Source organism: Gammaproteobacteria bacterium, from assembly GCA_029880545.1.
Classification (GTDB): domain Bacteria; phylum Pseudomonadota; class Gammaproteobacteria; order Acidiferrobacterales; family SZUA-150; genus JAOUOD01.
In genome coordinates, this window is record JAOUOD010000005.1 from 245,876 (window position 1) to 264,612 (window position 18,737).

General features: G+C 52.0%; 13 protein-coding genes and 1 pseudogene. 10 read left to right on the forward strand and 4 right to left on the reverse strand.

From position 1 onward, the window contains the following. The first annotated feature begins 105 nt into the window (after positions 1–105). The 3 genes from OEZ10_07920 (at position 106) to OEZ10_07930 (ending at position 1,921) form a co-directional block, all read left to right on the forward strand. Positions 106–654, forward strand: a complete 549-nt coding sequence (locus tag OEZ10_07920; GenBank protein MDH5632908.1) for a porin family protein — start codon at positions 106–108, stop codon at positions 652–654. Positions 655–760: 106 nt separating this feature from the next. Beyond that, on the forward strand, positions 761–1,279 hold the full coding sequence (locus OEZ10_07925) for a metal-dependent hydrolase (protein MDH5632909.1): 519 nt from the start codon (positions 761–763) through the stop codon (positions 1,277–1,279). A gap of 60 nt (positions 1,280–1,339) precedes the next feature. Next, positions 1,340–1,921 carry a hypothetical protein gene (locus OEZ10_07930; GenBank protein MDH5632910.1) on the forward strand — a complete coding sequence of 194 codons (582 nt, stop codon included), beginning with the start codon at positions 1,340–1,342 and terminating at the stop codon, positions 1,919–1,921. 64 nt (positions 1,922–1,985) lie between these two features. Here OEZ10_07930 and OEZ10_07935 read toward each other — a convergent pair whose 3' ends face one another. The 4 genes from OEZ10_07935 to OEZ10_07950 form a co-directional block, all read right to left on the reverse strand. Then, entirely contained in the window at positions 1,986–5,327 is a 3,342-nt protein-coding gene (locus OEZ10_07935; GenBank protein MDH5632911.1) for a PAS domain S-box protein, read from the reverse strand. Between the two features lie 398 nt (positions 5,328–5,725). After that, on the reverse strand, positions 5,726–9,397 hold the full coding sequence (gene metH, locus OEZ10_07940) for a methionine synthase (protein ID MDH5632912.1): 3,672 nt from the start codon (positions 9,395–9,397) through the stop codon (positions 5,726–5,728). A 301-nt stretch (positions 9,398–9,698) separates the two neighbouring features. Continuing rightward, positions 9,699–10,163, reverse strand: a complete 465-nt coding sequence (locus tag OEZ10_07945) for a ligand-binding protein SH3 (protein ID MDH5632913.1) — start codon at positions 10,161–10,163, stop codon at positions 9,699–9,701. A gap of 162 nt (positions 10,164–10,325) precedes the next feature. Then, complete coding sequence (locus tag OEZ10_07950; GenBank protein MDH5632914.1) at positions 10,326–11,276, reverse strand: TraB/GumN family protein; 951 nt, start codon at positions 11,274–11,276, stop codon at positions 10,326–10,328. A 141-nt stretch (positions 11,277–11,417) separates the two neighbouring features. On the opposite strand from OEZ10_07950, the gene OEZ10_07955 reads away from it, so the two are divergent. From OEZ10_07955 to OEZ10_07985, 7 genes and pseudogenes are all read left to right on the forward strand, one after another. Next, positions 11,418–12,332 (forward strand): MipA/OmpV family protein, encoded by a 915-nt coding sequence (locus OEZ10_07955; protein ID MDH5632915.1) that lies wholly within the window; start codon positions 11,418–11,420, stop codon positions 12,330–12,332. Positions 12,333–12,352: 20 nt separating this feature from the next. After that, positions 12,353–12,673 (forward strand): hypothetical protein, encoded by a 321-nt coding sequence (locus OEZ10_07960; protein ID MDH5632916.1) that lies wholly within the window; start codon positions 12,353–12,355, stop codon positions 12,671–12,673. 12 nt (positions 12,674–12,685) lie between these two features. Further along, positions 12,686–13,810 carry a chorismate synthase gene (gene aroC / locus OEZ10_07965; GenBank protein MDH5632917.1) on the forward strand — a complete coding sequence of 375 codons (1,125 nt, stop codon included), beginning with the start codon at positions 12,686–12,688 and terminating at the stop codon, positions 13,808–13,810. Between the two features lie 3 nt (positions 13,811–13,813). Continuing rightward, positions 13,814–14,947: an MFS transporter gene (locus OEZ10_07970; GenBank protein ID MDH5632918.1), complete on the forward strand. Its 1,134-nt coding sequence runs from the start codon at positions 13,814–13,816 to the stop codon at positions 14,945–14,947. Positions 14,948–15,096: 149 nt separating this feature from the next. Further along, on the forward strand, positions 15,097–15,612 hold the full coding sequence (locus OEZ10_07975) for a hypothetical protein (GenBank protein MDH5632919.1): 516 nt from the start codon (positions 15,097–15,099) through the stop codon (positions 15,610–15,612). 78 nt (positions 15,613–15,690) lie between these two features. Then, positions 15,691–17,903 (forward strand): annotated as a pseudogene (locus OEZ10_07980) (AAA family ATPase). Positions 17,904–18,325: 422 nt separating this feature from the next. Further along, on the forward strand, positions 18,326–18,737 hold a 412-nt coding region (locus tag OEZ10_07985), incomplete at its 3' end, for a hypothetical protein (GenBank protein MDH5632920.1).

Consider the following 18,737-nt stretch of genomic DNA (forward strand, 5'->3'; position numbering starts at 1 on the left):
ATCGGCCTTGATTGATAGCGTAACATCTATGTACTATGTGAGCCGAAATGTCAGGGAAATTTCTTCCTGACCCGGTTACACATACCAGCCAGACAGGAACAGGCAATGATTTCAGATTGCTCCAGGATAATCCTTGCGGTTTGGATCGGCTTGATGTCGATGGCAGCCGCCGCAGATGAGCGAGCCCCACTCCTTTCACACGAGATTAATGTTAATGCGCTTTATGCCAGCGCCGGGTTTATGGATGTTGGTTATCAATACAGCATTAACCGGTACGTCGGGTTCAGGTTGCGGGCGCTTCGGGGAGCGGCGCGGATAGAGGACAGCACATACCGGGGCACGGACGAAATTAATGCCGGTATTCTGGTTTCATTACCGACCCGACCCAATCAATCCGTGTATCTCAGTGCCGAAGGAACGTCATACGAAGAAACCTATGAATTTGATAATGGCCGTGCCGATGAAACCTATTCAGGGAAAGGTTCGAGTATAGGCCTGGGCTACAGGTGGGTTCTGACGGGCGATCCCATGGCCGTCAGCGTAGAGTATGGGAGGGTCAATGTCGAACGCCACGAGGTCATTCTCGCCTCCGGAAAAACCGATACAACCGGCTCCGAGAAGTTCTTGGGCGTACGGCTTGGTTTTGTCTGGTAGTGCGCCGGTAGTTACCGTCAACCGGGTGGTCGCGCGTTGCTGCGCGTGATGCCTTCAATGTCACGCCTGTCGCGGGTCAGGCGGAAGATTATGCTGGATTGTTTTTATGCCTTTTACGCCATTTCACATGGGACCGGGAATCCTGGTCAAGTCATTACTTCAGGGAAGCTTCAGTCTTATGGTGTTTGGCTGGGCACAAATCGTTATGGATATGCAGCCCCTGGCGGTGATGATAACCGGGGAGGGCGAGCTGCATGGCTTTTCTCATACTTATGTCGGCGCGACGCTGCTTGCGCTGTTTTCGGCATTGACTGGCAAATACCTGTCAGAATTCGGTCTCGATCTGTTGCGCGTACCGGGTAACCACAGGTCGAACAACATAGGCTGGAAAGTTACCCTGGGTAGCGCTTTCATCGGAACGTTCAGCCACGTTTTTCTGGACAGTATAATGCATCTCGATGTGCAGCCGTATTATCCATTTACCGGTAAAAACAGTATGTACAGCCTGATGACGATGGAGGGCCTGCATTTCCTGTGCATTGCTTCTGCGATCATCGGGGCAGCAGCATATTTCCTGGTTCATTATATTCTAGACAGGAAGAAACGGGACCGAATCAGGGCATAACGCGCCCGTATTTTTGTGAATGTACGGTTCCAAGTAACAATTATGACGAAGGGGGATATAATGCAAACCGGAACAGGAAAGAGAATCTTCGCGCGCATGCTGTCGGTAGTTGTGATTACGGTGCTGTTCCTCGGTTCTTGTGGCGGCGCAGGCAAGATGTATGTCTATAGCCCGTATTGGTTCATGAAAGAAGTCGATGCCCAGAGCAACCTGCGCCTGTTTTTCGTAGCGTTCATGACTCCTGGGAAAGACGGCAACCCGTCACTACAGGTATTTCCGATTACCAAGGTTGACTTGCAAAAGGAATATCCCGACCTGGATTACACCCTTCCGCGCGACAACATGACATTTGACTGGGACAGCGACTCGGGCGCCATCATAGAAGTCATCAGGAAAGATAATGGAACAAGGATTGTGCAGGTATTTGTCCGTGGCGATACACCCTGGACATCGTTATCCGAATACCGCGTCGATGGCAAGGACAAGGTTACGCCACTCAGGCATGGTCGATCCAATGAGTGGTTCCTGTTACTGGCGCTGGTATTGCCGGTTATTGTTCTGGCGCTGCGTCGACGTATAAGCCGATTGGTGTACAGGGTATTGTCTGTCAGTGAGAAATCGGCGGTCGGTAAAGATCGGTAATGGCAACCGGGCTCGAGGTTTCCTGGTATTTCAGCATGGTGCAGAACAGGCACAGCCAACTGTGTTATTTACGATTCCTGCTGGCGGCTATTTCGGACCGGTTTGAGCCGGCGCGTAAATAGGATTCCACGGTACTGATAAACTCTGGAATATTAAGTGGCTTGGGAAGATAGGCGTCGAACCCTGCCGCATACCCGCGCTGGATATCGTCCGGCATCGCGTTGGCGCTTATGGCAATAACCGGAATGTCCCGGGTTCGTTCGTGTTTTTTAAGTTGTTCCAGTACCTGGAAACCATCCATATTGGGAATATTGATATCCAGAAGGATGATATCAAGACTCTTGTTCCGTGCTATGTCCAGACCGATTATCGGATCACGTACGGCATGAAAGTTAATATTGGAATAGGGCGCCAGAACCTTTGATACGAGTTTCAGGTTGGCCGGGTTGTCTTCTATGTACAATATTTCATGTTGTTTTTCATCGGAATCGCGGGGTTTTTTTGATGCCGCGTCGCTACCGGAAGGATAGAAGTTTCTGATCGCGGCATCTTTTGCCAGGGGGATATCGACCCAGAATGTACTGCCTTTCCCGGGTGTGGACTCGACGTTAATCCGGCCGCTCATCAATTCAATAAGGCGTTTCGTGATAACCAGGCCAATACCTGTTCCTTCGATGTCGCTGGCTTCCTTGCCGAGACGGTTGAATGATGTGAATAATTCAGATATCCGGTTTTCGGGAATACCAATTCCCGTGTCCGTAATTCCGATTCGCCAATAACCTTCCTGCAGTTGGCTGGCGGACACGCTCATGTTGCCGTCTTCGATATTGTACTTGATGGCGTTGGAGAACAGGTTCAGCAAAATTTGTTTGAGCCGCATTCTGTCTGCCATGACAAAAAAAGACGAGTTGATAAAGTCGGGTGTGCTGACGGTAACATGGTGGCTGGAAGCCATTGGCGCGATAAGGCTGAAACATTCCCGAAGCAGGTCCGGAAAATCTATTGGTTCAAATGACAAGGATAATTTACCCGCCTCGATCTTGGTCAGCTCAAGCACTTCGTCAATCAAGCCAAGGAGATGATCACCGGCCTTGAGTATTTCGTCGACATTTTCCTTGTAGGTGGGGCTTAGGATATTGTCCATGTCCATTTCCAGGAGTTGCCCGAATCCTATAATCGCGTTCAATGGTGTTCGCAGCTCATGACTCATGCTTGAAAGAAAATCCGATTTGGCCTTGTTGGCCTTTTCGGCATCGTCCTTGGCATCTATCAGGGCCTGGCGGGTACGTTTCTGCAGCAGCCTCGATCTGCGGGCGTTGATGATAGTGCCGTAAGTCAGCGTGAAAGGGCTCATGAATTCAGGGAAGTCGCTGTCAAAACCGTTGTCGGCATTGGCGAGACAGTAGACGCCAACCATATCCGTCCCGAAAAAGACCGGAATCGATGCAATGTTCCGGATATCTGCATCAATCCTGATTCCGGATTCAGCAATGGCATCGGGATTGTTGACTAATACCGGGTTGCCGCATTCCAGGGATTGCCCTATCAGGTTTTCGATGCCATGGAGGTTCAGCAACAACTGGTTATCCCGGGATTCAGAACCCTGTTTCAATGAATAGGTATTGCCGGAATTCCGGTCAATTACGGAATCGATGGTGTATCGGCGATTTCCGTCAATCAGGGTGTTGACTTCAATCAGGGCGCCGATGGTGCTGCCGGTAAGAGACATCAGGCGTTTGAGCAGACTGCTTGAGGCGATATCGTCCTTGTCGCCTGACATGAACCGCGTCAACGCGTCCTGATTCAGCTGCAACAGATCATTCTGTTTGCTGATTTGTACTTCCAGGCGTTTTCGTGCATCGATGTCGGAGACAACGCCAAGCATGTGCAGTGGTTCGCCGTTCTCGCCGCGCGTGACAGCGCCTTTTTCCAGTACCCACCGGATTGATCCGTCCTGACACAGAACCCTGTGCTCGATGTTGTACTCCTTGTTGTGCTCGACTGCGTCGTTTACAGCTTTAACCAATGCGTCGCGGTCATCGGGATATACTGCGTTGATAAAGTTTTCATAGGTGGTCTCCGGAACCTTGTCCGCGTAGCCAAAGAGTGGTCCGATCCGGTCAGACCAGTACAGATCGCCGGTCTTGATATTCCAGTCCCAGCTGCCAATATCGGCATACATTTGACTGATACGGAACCGTTCTTCGCTGGTGCGAAGCGATTCTTCCATAAGTTTTCGTGAACTTATGTCCCGGCAGATACCGGTAAACATTCGCGTGCCATCCAGCTCAAATGATGATACTGCCAACTCGATGACAATGGTTTCTCCGTTCTTGCGTTTTGCGTCCAGTTCACGAAAGGAATCCAGTATTGTCTTGTCGTCGTGAACAAAGAAATTGTGGAGATCTTCATGATGCTTGTCATGGAATTCATCGGTCATCAGAATTCGAAGATTCGAATTGATGAGTTCATCCGGAAGATATCCGAAAACATTCAGGACGCTTGGTGTACAGCTCTTGATGGTACCGGTCTGGTCACACGTAATAATCGGGTCGACTACTGTATCAAGGATGGCCCGCATGCGAGCTTCAGTCTGGGTGGAATGGGTAACCGCGTCATGATATTGCTTCTCGATCTTGCTTGATAAATACTTCTCACGCGTAATGTCGGTAAGCAGTCCGTTCCAGATTGTGGTGCCATCTTTTTGTGTTACCGGAATCGAGTGGCCTCGTATCCATTTGGAATTGCCGGACGAGGTTTCAATCCGGAATTCTTCGTGCCAGGGTTCACATAAATCCGCGGATTTTTCAATCTTGGATACAAAAATATCCATGTCCGGCTCGGTAATGCTGGCAAATATGCTTTCGATGCTGTTTATCGGATCGCGGTCATCAATATCAAAAATTCTTTTGAACCCGGGATTGACGTAAATCAGTTCATATTGGTATGGGGCAGTACGGCGAAAGCGATATACCGCACCGGGGATACCGGAAATGACTGTTGTCATTTGCGAATACAGGTCGCGCTGCGCCCCCGGGGTCTGGAGCAATTCGGAAATATAGGATGCCAGTGCCGATTCATTGCCCTTGGTATAAAGGTTTTCGGCGCCTGCCTTGATCAGGCATACTGATGTTTCCATGTCCAGCGGTTCGCCGAGAAAGACCATGGGCGTGTCAACGCCGGCGGAATTGGCGGCACCGAGAATCTGGAAGGCGTCACTTCCGGGAATGCTTGTAGAGCAGACAAGCAGATCAAATCTTTTGTTGATAAGGGCAGAATTGAATCCCTTAATGTCTGCCACGGACAAGATGTCGAGACTGTCGATCTTGCTGGTCAGCAGGCGAGTCAAGGTATTGCGATATTCGGAAGAATGATCCAGATGCAGTATCTTGAATTGCTTGCTCATAGTTAAAATTGCTCAATAAATACCCAAATTACAAAAACTATTATTTTGAGAACAGTAACCTGAAAATTAGTCAGGAACAGTAAAACTTTGTGACGCCAGGCAGGGGCGTGAGCGAGCCTGAGTTCTTGAAAACGCCCGGTTCAAATTCTTCAGGGCTCGATCAACAACTCCGAATACATGCCGTCTTTAATAAATGCTCGAGAATTTACAGCACATTGTTCCCGGCACAAGGAGCACGACAGTGTCCGGTGGTTACTGAAATTACCCGGTAGCTATATCGGCAAAAACAGGAATTTCCTTATCCTGATTAATTCAGTGGGAATTATGCACAGAAAACTGGCGTGGCCACAATAGCAGCATCGCGGCGCGTGGTGTCAGGAAATAGGGATGCCCGCTGTCTATACCAGGTTTGGCGCCAGCCACCTGGCCATTTCATCCTTGTTATAGCCCTTGCGTTTCGCGTAGTCGTCGCACTGCTCGCGGGTGATCTTGCCAACGGCGAAGTAACGTGACTCCGGATGCGAGAAGTACCAGCCGCTGACGGAGGCGGCGGGCAGCATCGCATAACTCTCGGTGAGTTCAACGCCGCTGTTGAATTCGGCTTTCAGCATGTCAAACAATGAACGCTTCTCGGTATGTTCCGGGCAGGCCGGGTAACCCGGTGCCGGGCGTATGCCGCGATACTGTTCCTTGATCAGGGCACTGTTATCCAGGGTCTCATCGTTGGCATAACCCCAGAACTCCTTGCGCACACGCTGGTGCATCAGCTCGGCAAAGGCTTCGGCGAGCCGGTCAGCGATGGCCTTGGCCATGATGGAGTTGTAATCATCATGTTGCTTTTCAAACTCGGCAACTATGGCGTCCAGGCCTATACCGGCCGTGACTACGAAGGCGCCGATGTAGTCAGCCTTGCCACTTGCCTTTGGTGCAACGAAATCACTCAGCGCGTAGTTGGGCTTGCCATCGGGTTTCTTGTTCTGCTGGCGCAGGTGATGCAGTGCCAGTACCGGCTTGCCGCGAGTTTCGTCAGCATAGACTTCAATATCATCGTTGATACTGTTGGCCGGGAAGAAACCGACAACGGCGCGGGCCGTGAGCTTGTTGCCGGCGATAAAGTCGGCCAGCATGGCCTCGGCATCGGCCATGAGCTTGCGTGCCTCGGGGCCTTTTTCCGGATCATCCAGTATCTTCGGGTAGCTCAGTTTCATTTCCCAGGTATGGAAGAACGGTGTCCAGTCGATGTATTCGCTGATCGCCTCCAGGGAGTAATCCTCGAACACGCGTAACCCGGTCATGGCCGGTACCGGTGGTGTGTAGCTGCTCCAGTCAGCCTTGAAGCTGTTCTTGCGCGCATCTTCAAGACCCAGCAAATCCTTGGCGAGATTTTTCTTGCTGTGCAGTTCGCGCACCTGGGCGTACTCGGCTTTCAGGTCTTTGACAAAAGCCGTGCACTTGTCACCGATGAGGTTCTGGGCCACGCCAACGGCACGTGACGCATCCTTGACCCAGACAATGGCATGTTCGTATTCAGGATCTATCTTGACCGCGGTGTGCGCGCGCGATGTCGTGGCGCCACCGATCAGCAGCGGTGTGTTCATGCCACGACGTTTCATTTCCCTGGCGATATGTGTCATTTCTTCCAGCGACGGTGTAATCAGGCCGGACAGGCCGATAATGTCGACCTTTTCCTTGATCGCCGTGTTGAGGATATCGTCTGCCGCCACCATGACGCCCATGTCGATAACTTCAAAGTTATTGCATTGCAGGACAACGCCGACAATGTTCTTGCCGATGTCGTGCACGTCACCTTTTACCGTGGCCATGAGCACCTTTGCCTGGGCGCCGCTGCTGCCGGATTTTTCCGCTTCGATAAACGGGATCAGGTGCGCCACCGCTTTTTTCATAACGCGTGCGCTCTTGACTACCTGTGGCAGGAACATCTTGCCGTCACCAAACAGGTCGCCGACCACGTTCATGCCGTCCATGAGCGGGCCTTCAATAACATGCAGTGGTCGCTCGGCATCAAGCCGCGCGGCTTCGGTGTCTTCAACAATGTACTTGTCGATGCCTTTTACCAGCGCATGTTCCAGGCGCTTGGCGGCAGGCCAGCTGCGCCATTCCTCGTCCTGCTTTTGCACGGCTTCGCTGCCATCACCCTTGTACTTGTCGGCGATACCCAGTAATTGCTCGGTAGCATCATCACGGCGATTGAGAATGACATCTTCAACAAAGTCGCGCAGCTCTTTTGGCAGGTCTTCGTAGATAGCCAGCTGACCGGCGTTGACGATGCCCATGTCCATGCCCGCCTTGATGGCGTGGTACAGGAACACGGAATGAATTGCTTCGCGCACCGGGTTGTTGCCACGGAACGAGAACGATACGTTACTGACACCGCCGCTGATCAATGCATGCGGCAGGTTCTGCTTGATCCAGCGCGTGGCTTCAATGAAGTCGACGGCATAGTTATTGTGTTCCTCGATGCCGGTTGCGACCGCAAAGATATTGGGATCGAAGATAATATCTGCCGGCTTGATACCAACCTTGTTTACCAGCAAGTCATAGGAGCGCGTGCAGATATCAATCTTGCGCTGGTAGGTATCGGCCTGGCCGTTTTCATCAAAGGCCATGACCACCACGGCCGCACCATAGCGGCGACACAGTTCGGCGTGCTTGAGGAAAGCAGCTTCGCCTTCCTTTAATGAAATGGAATTGACCACGCCCTTGCCGGACAGGCACTGCAGGCCGGTTTCAATGATTTCCCACTTGGATGAATCCACCATGATCGGGATGCGGGCAATGTCAGGCTCGGATGCAACCAGGTTGCAGAACGTGCGCATGGCGTTGACGCCGTCGAGCATGGCTTCGTCCATGTTGATATCAATAAGCTGGGCGCCGTTTTCCACCTGTTCGCGACAGACATCCAGTGCTTCGTCATATTGATCTTCCAGGACCAGGCGCTTGAACTTGGCGGAACCGGTGACGTTGGCACGTTCGCCCACGTTCACGAACAGTGATTCTTTTTCAATGTTCACCGCATCCTGCCCGGCCAGGCGGCAGGCCGGTTCAAACGACGGCACATTGCGCGGTGTAACATCTTTCACGGCTTCGGCAATGGCGCGTATGTGATCCGGTGACGTGCCACAGCAACCACCAACAATATTCAGAAAACCGCTTTCGGCCCATTCGCGCAAGTGCGGCGCCATGGATTCCGGTGTTTCATCATAACCACCGAAGGCATTGGGCAGACCGGCATTGGGATGCGAGCTGACACGGGTCTCGGCAACATCGCTGAGATCATCAACAAACTGGCGCATTTGCTCGGCACCCAGCGCGCAGTTGAGACCAATACTTAAAGGGTTGGCATGGCTTACTGCATTCCAGAATGCTTCTATGGTCTGGTTGGACAGGGTAATGCGACCGCCATCGGCAACGGTACCGGAGATCATGACAGGCAGGCGTTGACCCAGGTCTTCGAATACCTGTTCGACCGCGAATATGGCGGCCTTGGCGTTGAGCACGTCAAAGATGGTTTCGATGAGAATAATGTCGGCACCGCCATCGATCAGGCCGCGGGCATTTTCGCTGTAGGCCTTGACCAGCTGCGGGAAGTTCACGTTGCGGAATCCGGGGTTGTTCACATCCGGTGAAATGGACAGTGACCGGTTCATGGGTCCCATAACACCGGCGACAAAGCGCGGCTTGTCAGCGGTGGTGAATTTGTCTGCGGCGGCGCGCGCCAGCCTGGCGCCTTCGACGTTCAGTTCGTACACCAACTCCTGCATGTTGTAATCGGCCATGGAAATGGTCTGGCAGTTGAAGGTGTTGGTCTCGACAATGTCAGCGCCGGCATCGAGATAGGCCTCGTGAATTCCGCGAATAATGTCCGGCTGCGTCAGGGTCAGCAGGTCATTGTTACCCTTCAGGTCTGACGGCCAATCAGCAAAGCGCCCACCACGGTAATCCGTCTCCTGCAACTTGTGTCGCTGGATCATGGTGCCCATGGCGCCATCGAGAATCATGATGCGATCATTCAGGATGGTGTTGAGCTGGTCTGTGCAGTTTTTTCTCATGAGTGCTACCGTTGGCAATGCGATGACATGTGATCAAGGCGCGCAAGTTTACCGAAGTTGAAGCAAAATTGCTTCTTATTAGGTATAGGGTATATGCGCCAGGCTGGCGAACCGACGACAATGCTGCGCTGGACGTTGGGACAAAAATTTACAAGCCAGTCGATGGAAACGGGAATCACTCCCGGGGTCGGCCCGCTCTAAAAAATTACACCGGGCAAGTCGGCGTGCCCAAAAAATAACGCCGGACAAGCCGGCGTCTAAACCATCTTTCAATGGAGGAGGGGTAAGTCGGGTGTTGCTGTCAGGCGGCCTCGCCACCGCCGGCGTAGCGAGCCTTGGCGGCCTGGGCCTTGCGGGCTTCTTCATCGGAATACGCGGCGCCGGACCACAGCATGTTGTAGGCGATTTCCTCGTTGCCGTTTTCACACAGCTCGAGTACCTGCAGGAATAGCGGCTGGAACGTGTCGCTCTTGTGGGATTGCTCATGATCCTCAAAGCTGTTCCAGAACGTCACAATCAGCGCTTCCTTGCCCTTTAGCGGGCTCGCCACGGCCTGGCCGACGGTCGAGCCTTCATTGGACACGGCACCGCTGTTCAGGGCGACAAACCCGCCAACAAAGCCGGTTTCCGAGTGATAGGTTTTGACGTTCTCGCACAGGGTTGCGACCCGCTCCTGCAGGTCGTCGATAGAATATTCCGGTTTCAGTATTACCCGGTTAATGGTGACGACGCCATCATGCGGAAAATTGTGAATAAGACTGGCCATGATCGACTCCTTTGGTTACCGGTTTGCTGGCGTTCCTGGAATAGGCATCGCCAAATATTAGTAATTGCTAATATTAGGGCAACCTGGGGAGATTTCAATAGTTGAGTGGAGTAGTCAGGTATTTCACGAGGGTACCGGGACTGGTTTCGGCTGGGGGGCGTGTCACCAAAGAGGGGTGAGCCGGTAGCCGGCCTGTTCCAGTTGTTGCAGCAGGCCGGATTCACCGGCGAGGTGCAACGCGCCGACGGCAATAAACACCTTGCCTTCGGTGAGCAGCGGTTGCAGGCGTGACAGCATGCGGCCGTTGCGCTCGTGGAGCAGCTTGCGCATGAATCGCCGGTAAACCCGGCCATCATCCACGTAATGCTTGCGGCTCAGTGCTTCGAGCAGGCGCAGGTTGCGGGAGCGGTAAACCCGGGTCAGCTCCGCCAGTTGCCCGTCCAGCTTCTGATTGTGCCGAACCGTGGCATCCAGCAGCGCCACCTGGTCGCCGATCGACAGGCCATCGAAAACGGCGATTTGTTCGGCAACGGTTTCCAGGGCTGATACCTGCTTTTGCAGGGAAATCGCCAGGGATTGCAGGTTCAGGTCCATGAACTTGCCATTTTGCCGCGCCGGCATGCTGAGCATGGTAATCACCAGCCATGGTCGCACCCGGTCCAGGTGTTCATCGGTCATGCCGCGCCGTATCAGTGCTTCGCGGGTATCGTCGTACAGACGTATGCCCAGCAGCCGCTGCAAGGATTGATCGGGAGGCAGGAATATGGCATCGCTCATGTAGCGCAAGCTTTGTTGGTCCATCACGACTTCCATGACAAAGCGATCACTGGCCGAGAGCTTGTCGGTGACCAGTTTTGGCAGCTTGTTGACCAGGGGATCATCGGAATGAATGGTGCCGAACAGGTAGCTGGGCTCGACGCCATTGGCGTCAATTTGCCAGAGCAGGCCCTGGTCGAAGCGCTTGTTGAATGATTGTTTCTGTGTGTGAGTGTCCGCGCCCCAGGCCTGGCTGACACTGATCATCATCAACAGTATTGCCGACACAAACCATCGGCGACGATGAGTGATTGCCCGGATGGCGAAATTTTCGCGAACGCGCATGCTGTCTATCATTCCCTTGTTCCAGCCGGTAAACTCGCGGCTTGTTATTTATCGTATTCAGTCAGCACTGAAACAAACAGCAGGGTCTAACACGGATTCATGGTATCGAAGTATAGCAATTGGCGCACTGCTTGTACGATTTTGCAACAGCTTGTGGCGCTGCTGATAATGACCGGGCCGGGTCTGGCTGTTGCCGAGGACAGTGCGCACCCTGGTATTCCCGCCATGGTGGAGCCGGCGGCAACGACAAATGCTGATACCGCCAAGCGAAAAGTGACCCGCGAACGGCTGTGGGAAGTGGGCATGGGTATAGGTGGCCTGCACATGACAGATTACGAAGGCTCATCGGAAACCCAGTCCTATGCCTTCCCGATTCCGTACCTTATATATAATGGTGAGTTCTGGAAGGTGAGTCGCCAGGGTGTGCGCCGCGATGTTGTGCGCACCGACAGCTTCAAGTTTGATGTCAGCGGCAACGTTGGCCCGCCGGTAAACAGCGAAGACAATACCGCGCGCGTGGATATGCCGGATCTTGATCCCACCTTTGAGATCGGCCCTTCCATGGAATTATTGTTGTGGAACAGTGCCGACAAGCGCCATGTCTGGTCGTTACGCATGCCGGCGCGCGCCGTGTTTGTCACGGATTTTTCCGATGTTGAACCGGCCGGTTGGCGATTGCTGCCCAATATCAACTACGATGCCCATGACCTGGGGCGGCGTGAACCGGGCGCGGAAGGCTGGCACTGGGGTATTTCGGTCGGGCCGGTATGGGCAACCGAGGCTTATCACGATTATTATTACGAGGTCGATCCGATTTATGCGACACCGACACGACCGGCCTACAATGCCCGTGGCGGATACAGCGGCATTGGCGTCGGTTTCGCCGTACGCAAGCGCTACAAAAATGTCTGGTTTGGCCTGTTTGCGCGTTATCGCAATCTTGCCGGCGCCATATTTGAAGACAGCCCGCTGGTGGAGCAGCGCGACTCGCTGGTGGTAGGCGGGGGCCTGTCCTTTATTTTTGCCCAGTCGGACGAGTACGTGGAAATAGACAGTATTTTTGATTAACCGGAACGAGTGGAACACTAATGCAGATTTATACTCCCAAGGACCCGAACCAGTACATGGATCTTGTGGATCAGGCGATTTTCGAGGTTGATGAAATCCTGGCCTGTGTTGATGATGAAGACGGCGAGGACTTTGCGCTTAACGAGCTGCTGCCTATTTTCCAGTTCCTGGCCAAGGAGCTACGCCAGCTCGACCAGGATCTGCGCAGCGGCGAACACCGCTTTGGCGAAGGTCGCGATCTGCCGTTTGCCCAGATCCTGGACAACTGGGGTTCGCGTATTCCGTGCACTGATGTATTGCGAATGATCAATACCGTGTATAAGAGAGGTTTCGAGGACTAAAAAGAGAAAATTATGTCAGGCAATAGCATCGGCAAACTGTTTACCGTTACCACCTTCGGCGAAAGTCATGGCAAGTCACTTGGCTGTATAATTGACGGTTGCCCGCCGGGACTGGAGTTAAGCGAGGCCGATATCCAGCCTGATCTTGATCGTCGTCGTCCCGGACAATCCAGGTACACTACCCAGCGCAAGGAGCCGGACCAGGTGGAGATTCTTTCCGGTGTGTTTGAAGGCAAGACCACCGGCACGCCTATCGGCCTGATCATTCACAATACCGATCAGCGCTCGCAGGATTATGGTGCTATCAAGGATCAGTATCGCCCGGGCCACGCGGACTTCACCTATGACGCCAAGTACGGCATTCGCGACTATCGCGGCGGTGGCCGATCGTCGGCGCGTGAAACCGCCATGCGCGTTGCCGCCGGTGCTGTTGCCAGGAAATACCTTAAGGATTTCTACGGCGTAGAGATCGGCGGATACCTGTCGCAAATGGGTGATATCCATATTGATGATCTCGACTGGGATGAAATCCCCAACAACCCGTTCTTTTGTCCCGATGCCTCCAAGGTGCCGGAGATGGAAGCGCTGATCGACAAGCTGCGTCGTGAAGGTGATTCCATCGGTGCGTGTATCGACGTGGTAGCTGCCGGCGTACCGGCAGGTTGGGGTGAGCCGGTCTTCGATCGACTGGACGCCGATATTGCCCACGCCATGATGAGTATTAATGCCGCCAAGGGCGTCGAGATTGGCGCCGGTTTCTTCTCCGTGGAGCAACGCGGCAGTGAACATCGTGACCTGATCACACCTGACGGATTCGAAACCAATAATGCCGGCGGTATTCTCGGTGGCATTTCTTCGGGCCAGGAGATTACTGTCAGCGTTGCCTTTAAACCTACATCCAGTATCACCCAGCCGGGCAAGACCATTAACTCCGACGGTGAAGCCGTGGAAGTGGTCACAAAGGGTCGGCACGATCCCTGTGTTGGTGTGCGCGCTACGCCCATATGCGAAGCCATGCTCGCCATCGTATTAATGGATCATGCCTTGCGTCAGCGTGCACAGAATCCCGAGCGCGATCCTGTCATCGGTTGGATAGATGACGACGATGACTACTACGAAGAGGAAAGCGACGACTAGGCCATGCCTTACTGGCGACTGTCCGGGTTCTATTTCTTTTACTTTGCTGCACTGGGTGCACTGGTCCCGTACTGGGGCCTGTACCTGAAATCCATCGGCTTCAGCGCCATCCAGATAGGCAACCTGGTTGCCTTGTTGATGGTGTCACGCATTGTCGCTCCCAACATCTGGGGCTGGATAGCCGATCACCGCGGTCAGCGCCTTGCGGTCGTTCGCTGGGCCGCGTTCTTCGCCGCTGTTGCCTTTGCCGGTGTGTTTATCAGCAGCCAGTTCTGGTGGCTGGCGCTGGTGATGATGACATTCAGTTTTTTCTGGAACGCATCATTGCCGCAAGTGGAAGCGGCCACCATGACCCATCTCGATGGCAGTAGCGGCGCCTATTCGCGCGTACGCTTGTGGGGTTCGGTCGGCTTTATTGTTTCCGTTGTCGCGCTCGGCTACCTGTTTGATTATGTCGATACCTGGTGGTTGTTGCCGGTGATGTTGCTGCTGCTAACCGGTGTCTGGCTGTACAGCATGGTCATACCGGAAAGCCAGGTCAGCGTCAGTGATGATCATCTTGAGCCGCTGGCCAAAGTCCTGATGCGCCGCGAGGTGTTCGCCTTCCTGTTCGCCTGCCTGCTCATGCAGGCCAGCCACGGGCCGTATTACACCTTTTATTCCATCTACATGACCGACAACGGACTGAGCAAGGGCGCTGTTGGCTGGTTGTGGGCCCTGGGTGTGATCAGCGAAATCGGCGTATTCATTCTCATGCATCACCTGCGCCGTCATTTCAGCCTGCGCCTGGTGCTGGGCATCAGCTTTGCCCTGGCCGCCGTGCGCTGGATTATTATCGGTTATTTCCCCCAGAACATGACGCTGATACTGATCGCGCAGCTTATGCATGCCGCTACCTTCGGCGCCTACCACGCCGCCGCCGTCGAAATGGTGCACAACTTTTTCCGTGGCAAACACCAGATCCGCGGCCAGGCCATCTACGGCAGCATCAGTTTTGGCATTGGCGGTGCGCTCGGCGGTTTCTACAGCGGCATTACCTGGAACACCCTCGGTTCGCAATGGACCTTTACCATCGCCTCCGGCCTGGCGCTCGCCGCCGCGCTTGTTACCGTCCTGTGGGTCAGGTCGAGGAACTGATTCCTGTTTACCGGCCCCGGATAAGGGCGTATAAAGGTTTATATCTGTTAGTAATTGGTTTGGGTTGGAGAAAAAATTTCAGATGATTGCCGGCCGGATGCATCTGTTTTTTGTCTGACCACAAATATTATGAAGCCGGGAGTATTGGGATGAAACTCAGATTCCGATTGGGGCCATTCACATTCGGTAGCGGTGGTACTCGGTTGAGTATATGGAGTGGTGGAACGGGCGTATCTATTCCATTGTCCAAGAAAGGACGTTCTTTTGGAAAGGTTGGCATTGGTAATGCTAGCGCATACTTTAATGATTCATCTTCAAAAAATGTTAGCAAACAAAGAAGTCAGGAAGAAATAGAAGAATTACTTAGTAAGTTTAGCTCTGATGAAAGAGTGGCTATTGCTGCTCTTGGTTCTGACGAGGAGTTCATTTACAGGATACAGAGATATGGGGTGCCATGGCGAGGAGTCCAGGAGCGGCTCAAGGAAGAGCTGCCAGATGGCCTGCCTAATCGCGATGACATGGCTTACAGGCTTGTACCAAAAGCAATGGATACTGTATTCGGGATGCAGAATTCTGCATGGAAGACAGAGAAACGCGAAGCGAAAAGCGGTAAGGGCTTTACTACTTGGATTATTGTAAATGAAGTACCGAATTGGTCGGAGTGATTAAAATTAATTCACTCCAACCCCTTTAATCCATATAGATCACCCGACCTCTTTATTCTTCGTGAGGAGCACGTAGACATGATTGAATCAATCATCATCTCCGGTGTTGCAACTTTCGGAACTACACCCGAGCAAGTCAACGAGCTTTCTCAATTCAACTTCTTTTTCGGGTCAAACGGCACGGGGAAAACTACTGTTAGCCGTGTGATCGCGGATGAAACAGAGTTTCCAGGGTGCAGTGTCACGTGGAAGGCCGGGACCAAACTACAGCCGCTTGTTTACAACCGCGATTTCGTCGAGCGAAACTTCAACCAGTCGGCAGAACTGAAAGGGGTCTTTACGCTTGGTGAGAAGCAAGCCGACACACTCAAGAAAATCGCCACAACTAAAAGCGAATTTGATGCACTCACAGCCAAGATCGAAACGCTATCTCACGGACTACAGGGCGCAGATGGCAACGGTGGAAAAAAGGAGAGTTGGCAGCACTTGAAGCTAGATTGAAAGACAAGTGTTGGGCGCAAAAGCAGAAGCATGACGACAAATTGCATGGAGGCTTTGAGGGGTATCGGAATAGTTCTGAGAAGTTCAAAGGAAAGGTGCTTCAGGAGCTAGCCGCGAATAAGGAGACCCTTCTCACCTTGGCAGAGTTGGAAAATAAAGCTGAAAGCGTCTTCGGGCCAGCGCCCACGGAGGAAGCACATGTTCCCTTCGTCGATGCTACTAAACTCCTTGCGCACGAGACAAATCCCATTCTTAAGAAGCGCGTTTTTGGGAAGGAAGACGTCGATATCGCTGCGATGATCAAAAAACTCGGGAATAGTGATTGGGTTCAGGAAGGAAGAGCTTTCTACGACGTGAACGAGAAAGCCTGCCCATTTTGCCAGCAGAGTACAAGCGAGGCGTTCGCCCAAAGTCTGAACGAATACTTCGATGAGTCGTTTGTGGCGGACAGCAAGACGATTGACGACCTAGTCACGGACTACACTACAGAGGCGTCCCGGATTCAGCAGCAACTTGTTTCACTCATCGCGTCACCATCCAAGTTCCTCGATGTCGAAAAGCTCAAAGTTGAGAAAGAGTTGCTCGACGCGCTAGTCATATTGAACAACCAGCGCCTAGATGGAAAGAAGAAGGAAGCAAGCCGGGTGGTCAAACTGGAATCGCTGAGCGATGTATTCGTGGCGATCAAGGCTCTAATTGAGGCGGCCAACACCCAAGTCGCGACACACAACAAAATGGTCGCAAACCTCGCATCAGAGCGGAAGACCCTAACCGCGCAGGTGTGGAAGTTCGTCCTCGAAGAGCTGAAAGCTGACCTAGCCACGTTCAAGACTACCAAAGATGGTTTGGACAAAGCCATCTCGACGATGACAACTCAAATTGCAGATGCAAAAACAGAAAAGGCCAAGAAGGCAGCCGAGATTCGCGAGCTGGAAAAGCAAACTACCAGCATTCAACCAACAATTGACGGAATCAACAATCTTCTTTCGTTGTTTGGATTCCAAGGCTTCAAGCTCGCGAAAGCAACAAATGAGACTTCGTACAAGCTGGTTCGTTCAGATGGTACTGATGCCAAAGCGACTTTAAGTGAAGGTGAGAAGACGTTCGTCACTTTCCTCTATTTTTACCATCTGCTCAAAGGCAGCGACTCAGAAAGCGGGATGACAACTGACCGCATAGTGGTTTTTGACGACCCAGTTTCTAGTCTCGATAGCGATGTTCTCTTCATCGTTAGCAGTCTCATCAAAGAACTGTTCGATGAGGTGCGTTCTGGTACGGGTCACATCAAACAGATCTTCGTTCTCACGCACAACGTCTATTTCCACAAGGAGGTCACTTATAACCCAAAGCGGAAGGATGTCGCGATGAAGGAGGAAAGTTTTTGGATCGTTCGTAAACCCGGGCTCGCCACAAAAGTCGAGAAACATCCGACGAATCCGATAAAAACGTCGTATGAGCTGCTTTGGGCGGAGGTTCGCAAGCCCGAGCGCTCGAATCTAGCTATCCAAAACACGTTGCGACGTATTCTCGAAAACTACTTCAAGATTCTTGGGGGTATTGACTTTGACCATCTATGTGCGCTATTCGACGGAAAAGAGAAGATTATCTGTAAATCACTCTGCTCCTGGGTGCATGATGGGTCGCATTACGCACATGACGATCTTTACGTTTCAATTGATGACACGATGGTGGACACCTACCTAACGGTATTCAGGGGAATTTTCGACAAGTCGGGCCACGGTTCGCATTACAAGATGATGATGGGTGATGCCTACATGGAAAACGAATAATTAGGGTAGATAATCCGGGACTGGCCACGGTTTTGCTTAAGACCTTGATGCAATAGAAATGCAACTATCCCGATATCGGGTCGGACCTACGCAGGCTGTTGATAGTGTGAATGAAACACAAGAAAACAGATCCGATTTTACGCTTAGAGCGCTTGTTTCAGGTGTAAAACGTGGTATCTAAATATACTAATCTGGAAATAAGCCAGATAAGATGGCTGAAGAGGTTCGCTGGTAGTTGTTCCTCTAGGCTCGACCGAAATGGATGCAATTGAATGTGTCTTAACCGCAAAACCAACAAAAGAATAAAAATGGTCGGACTCGATTGAAAACCAAAAGGGCAAAAAATAAACGGGAAGAATTTCAATCGAGTCTGACCATTTTTGTTTCTTATAGGCTGGGCGTATCCTGGGAGGGGTGACCAAGTGAAAAAATTATTTTATTTGTTTTCAATTATAGCGATGGTTGTTCTGGCGTCAAATGTACAGGAAATAGAGGCTAACGATGACGTTATATGTGGCAAGTCGTTACTTAATATAAAATCTGTTAATGAATACAATGGAATAAGCACTAGATTATTTATTTCAGATAAGCATGGTAAACTTATATTCCCGGTTATCAGGCACCCTGGCAGTATCATTACGTTATGCAAGAAAAAGAAGTTTCTGTTGATTGATACTAATAGTAATTATGTGCCAACAGAATCGTTCTTAATGTCTAGTGATATGGCGGTATTGAGGGTGTTCAAGTTTGGAGAGGTCACTACATTTGGAAAATCGAAAGATGAAAACATATTCTGGGTCCAGTATTTTAGTAGTGTCGATAAAATTCCTCTAA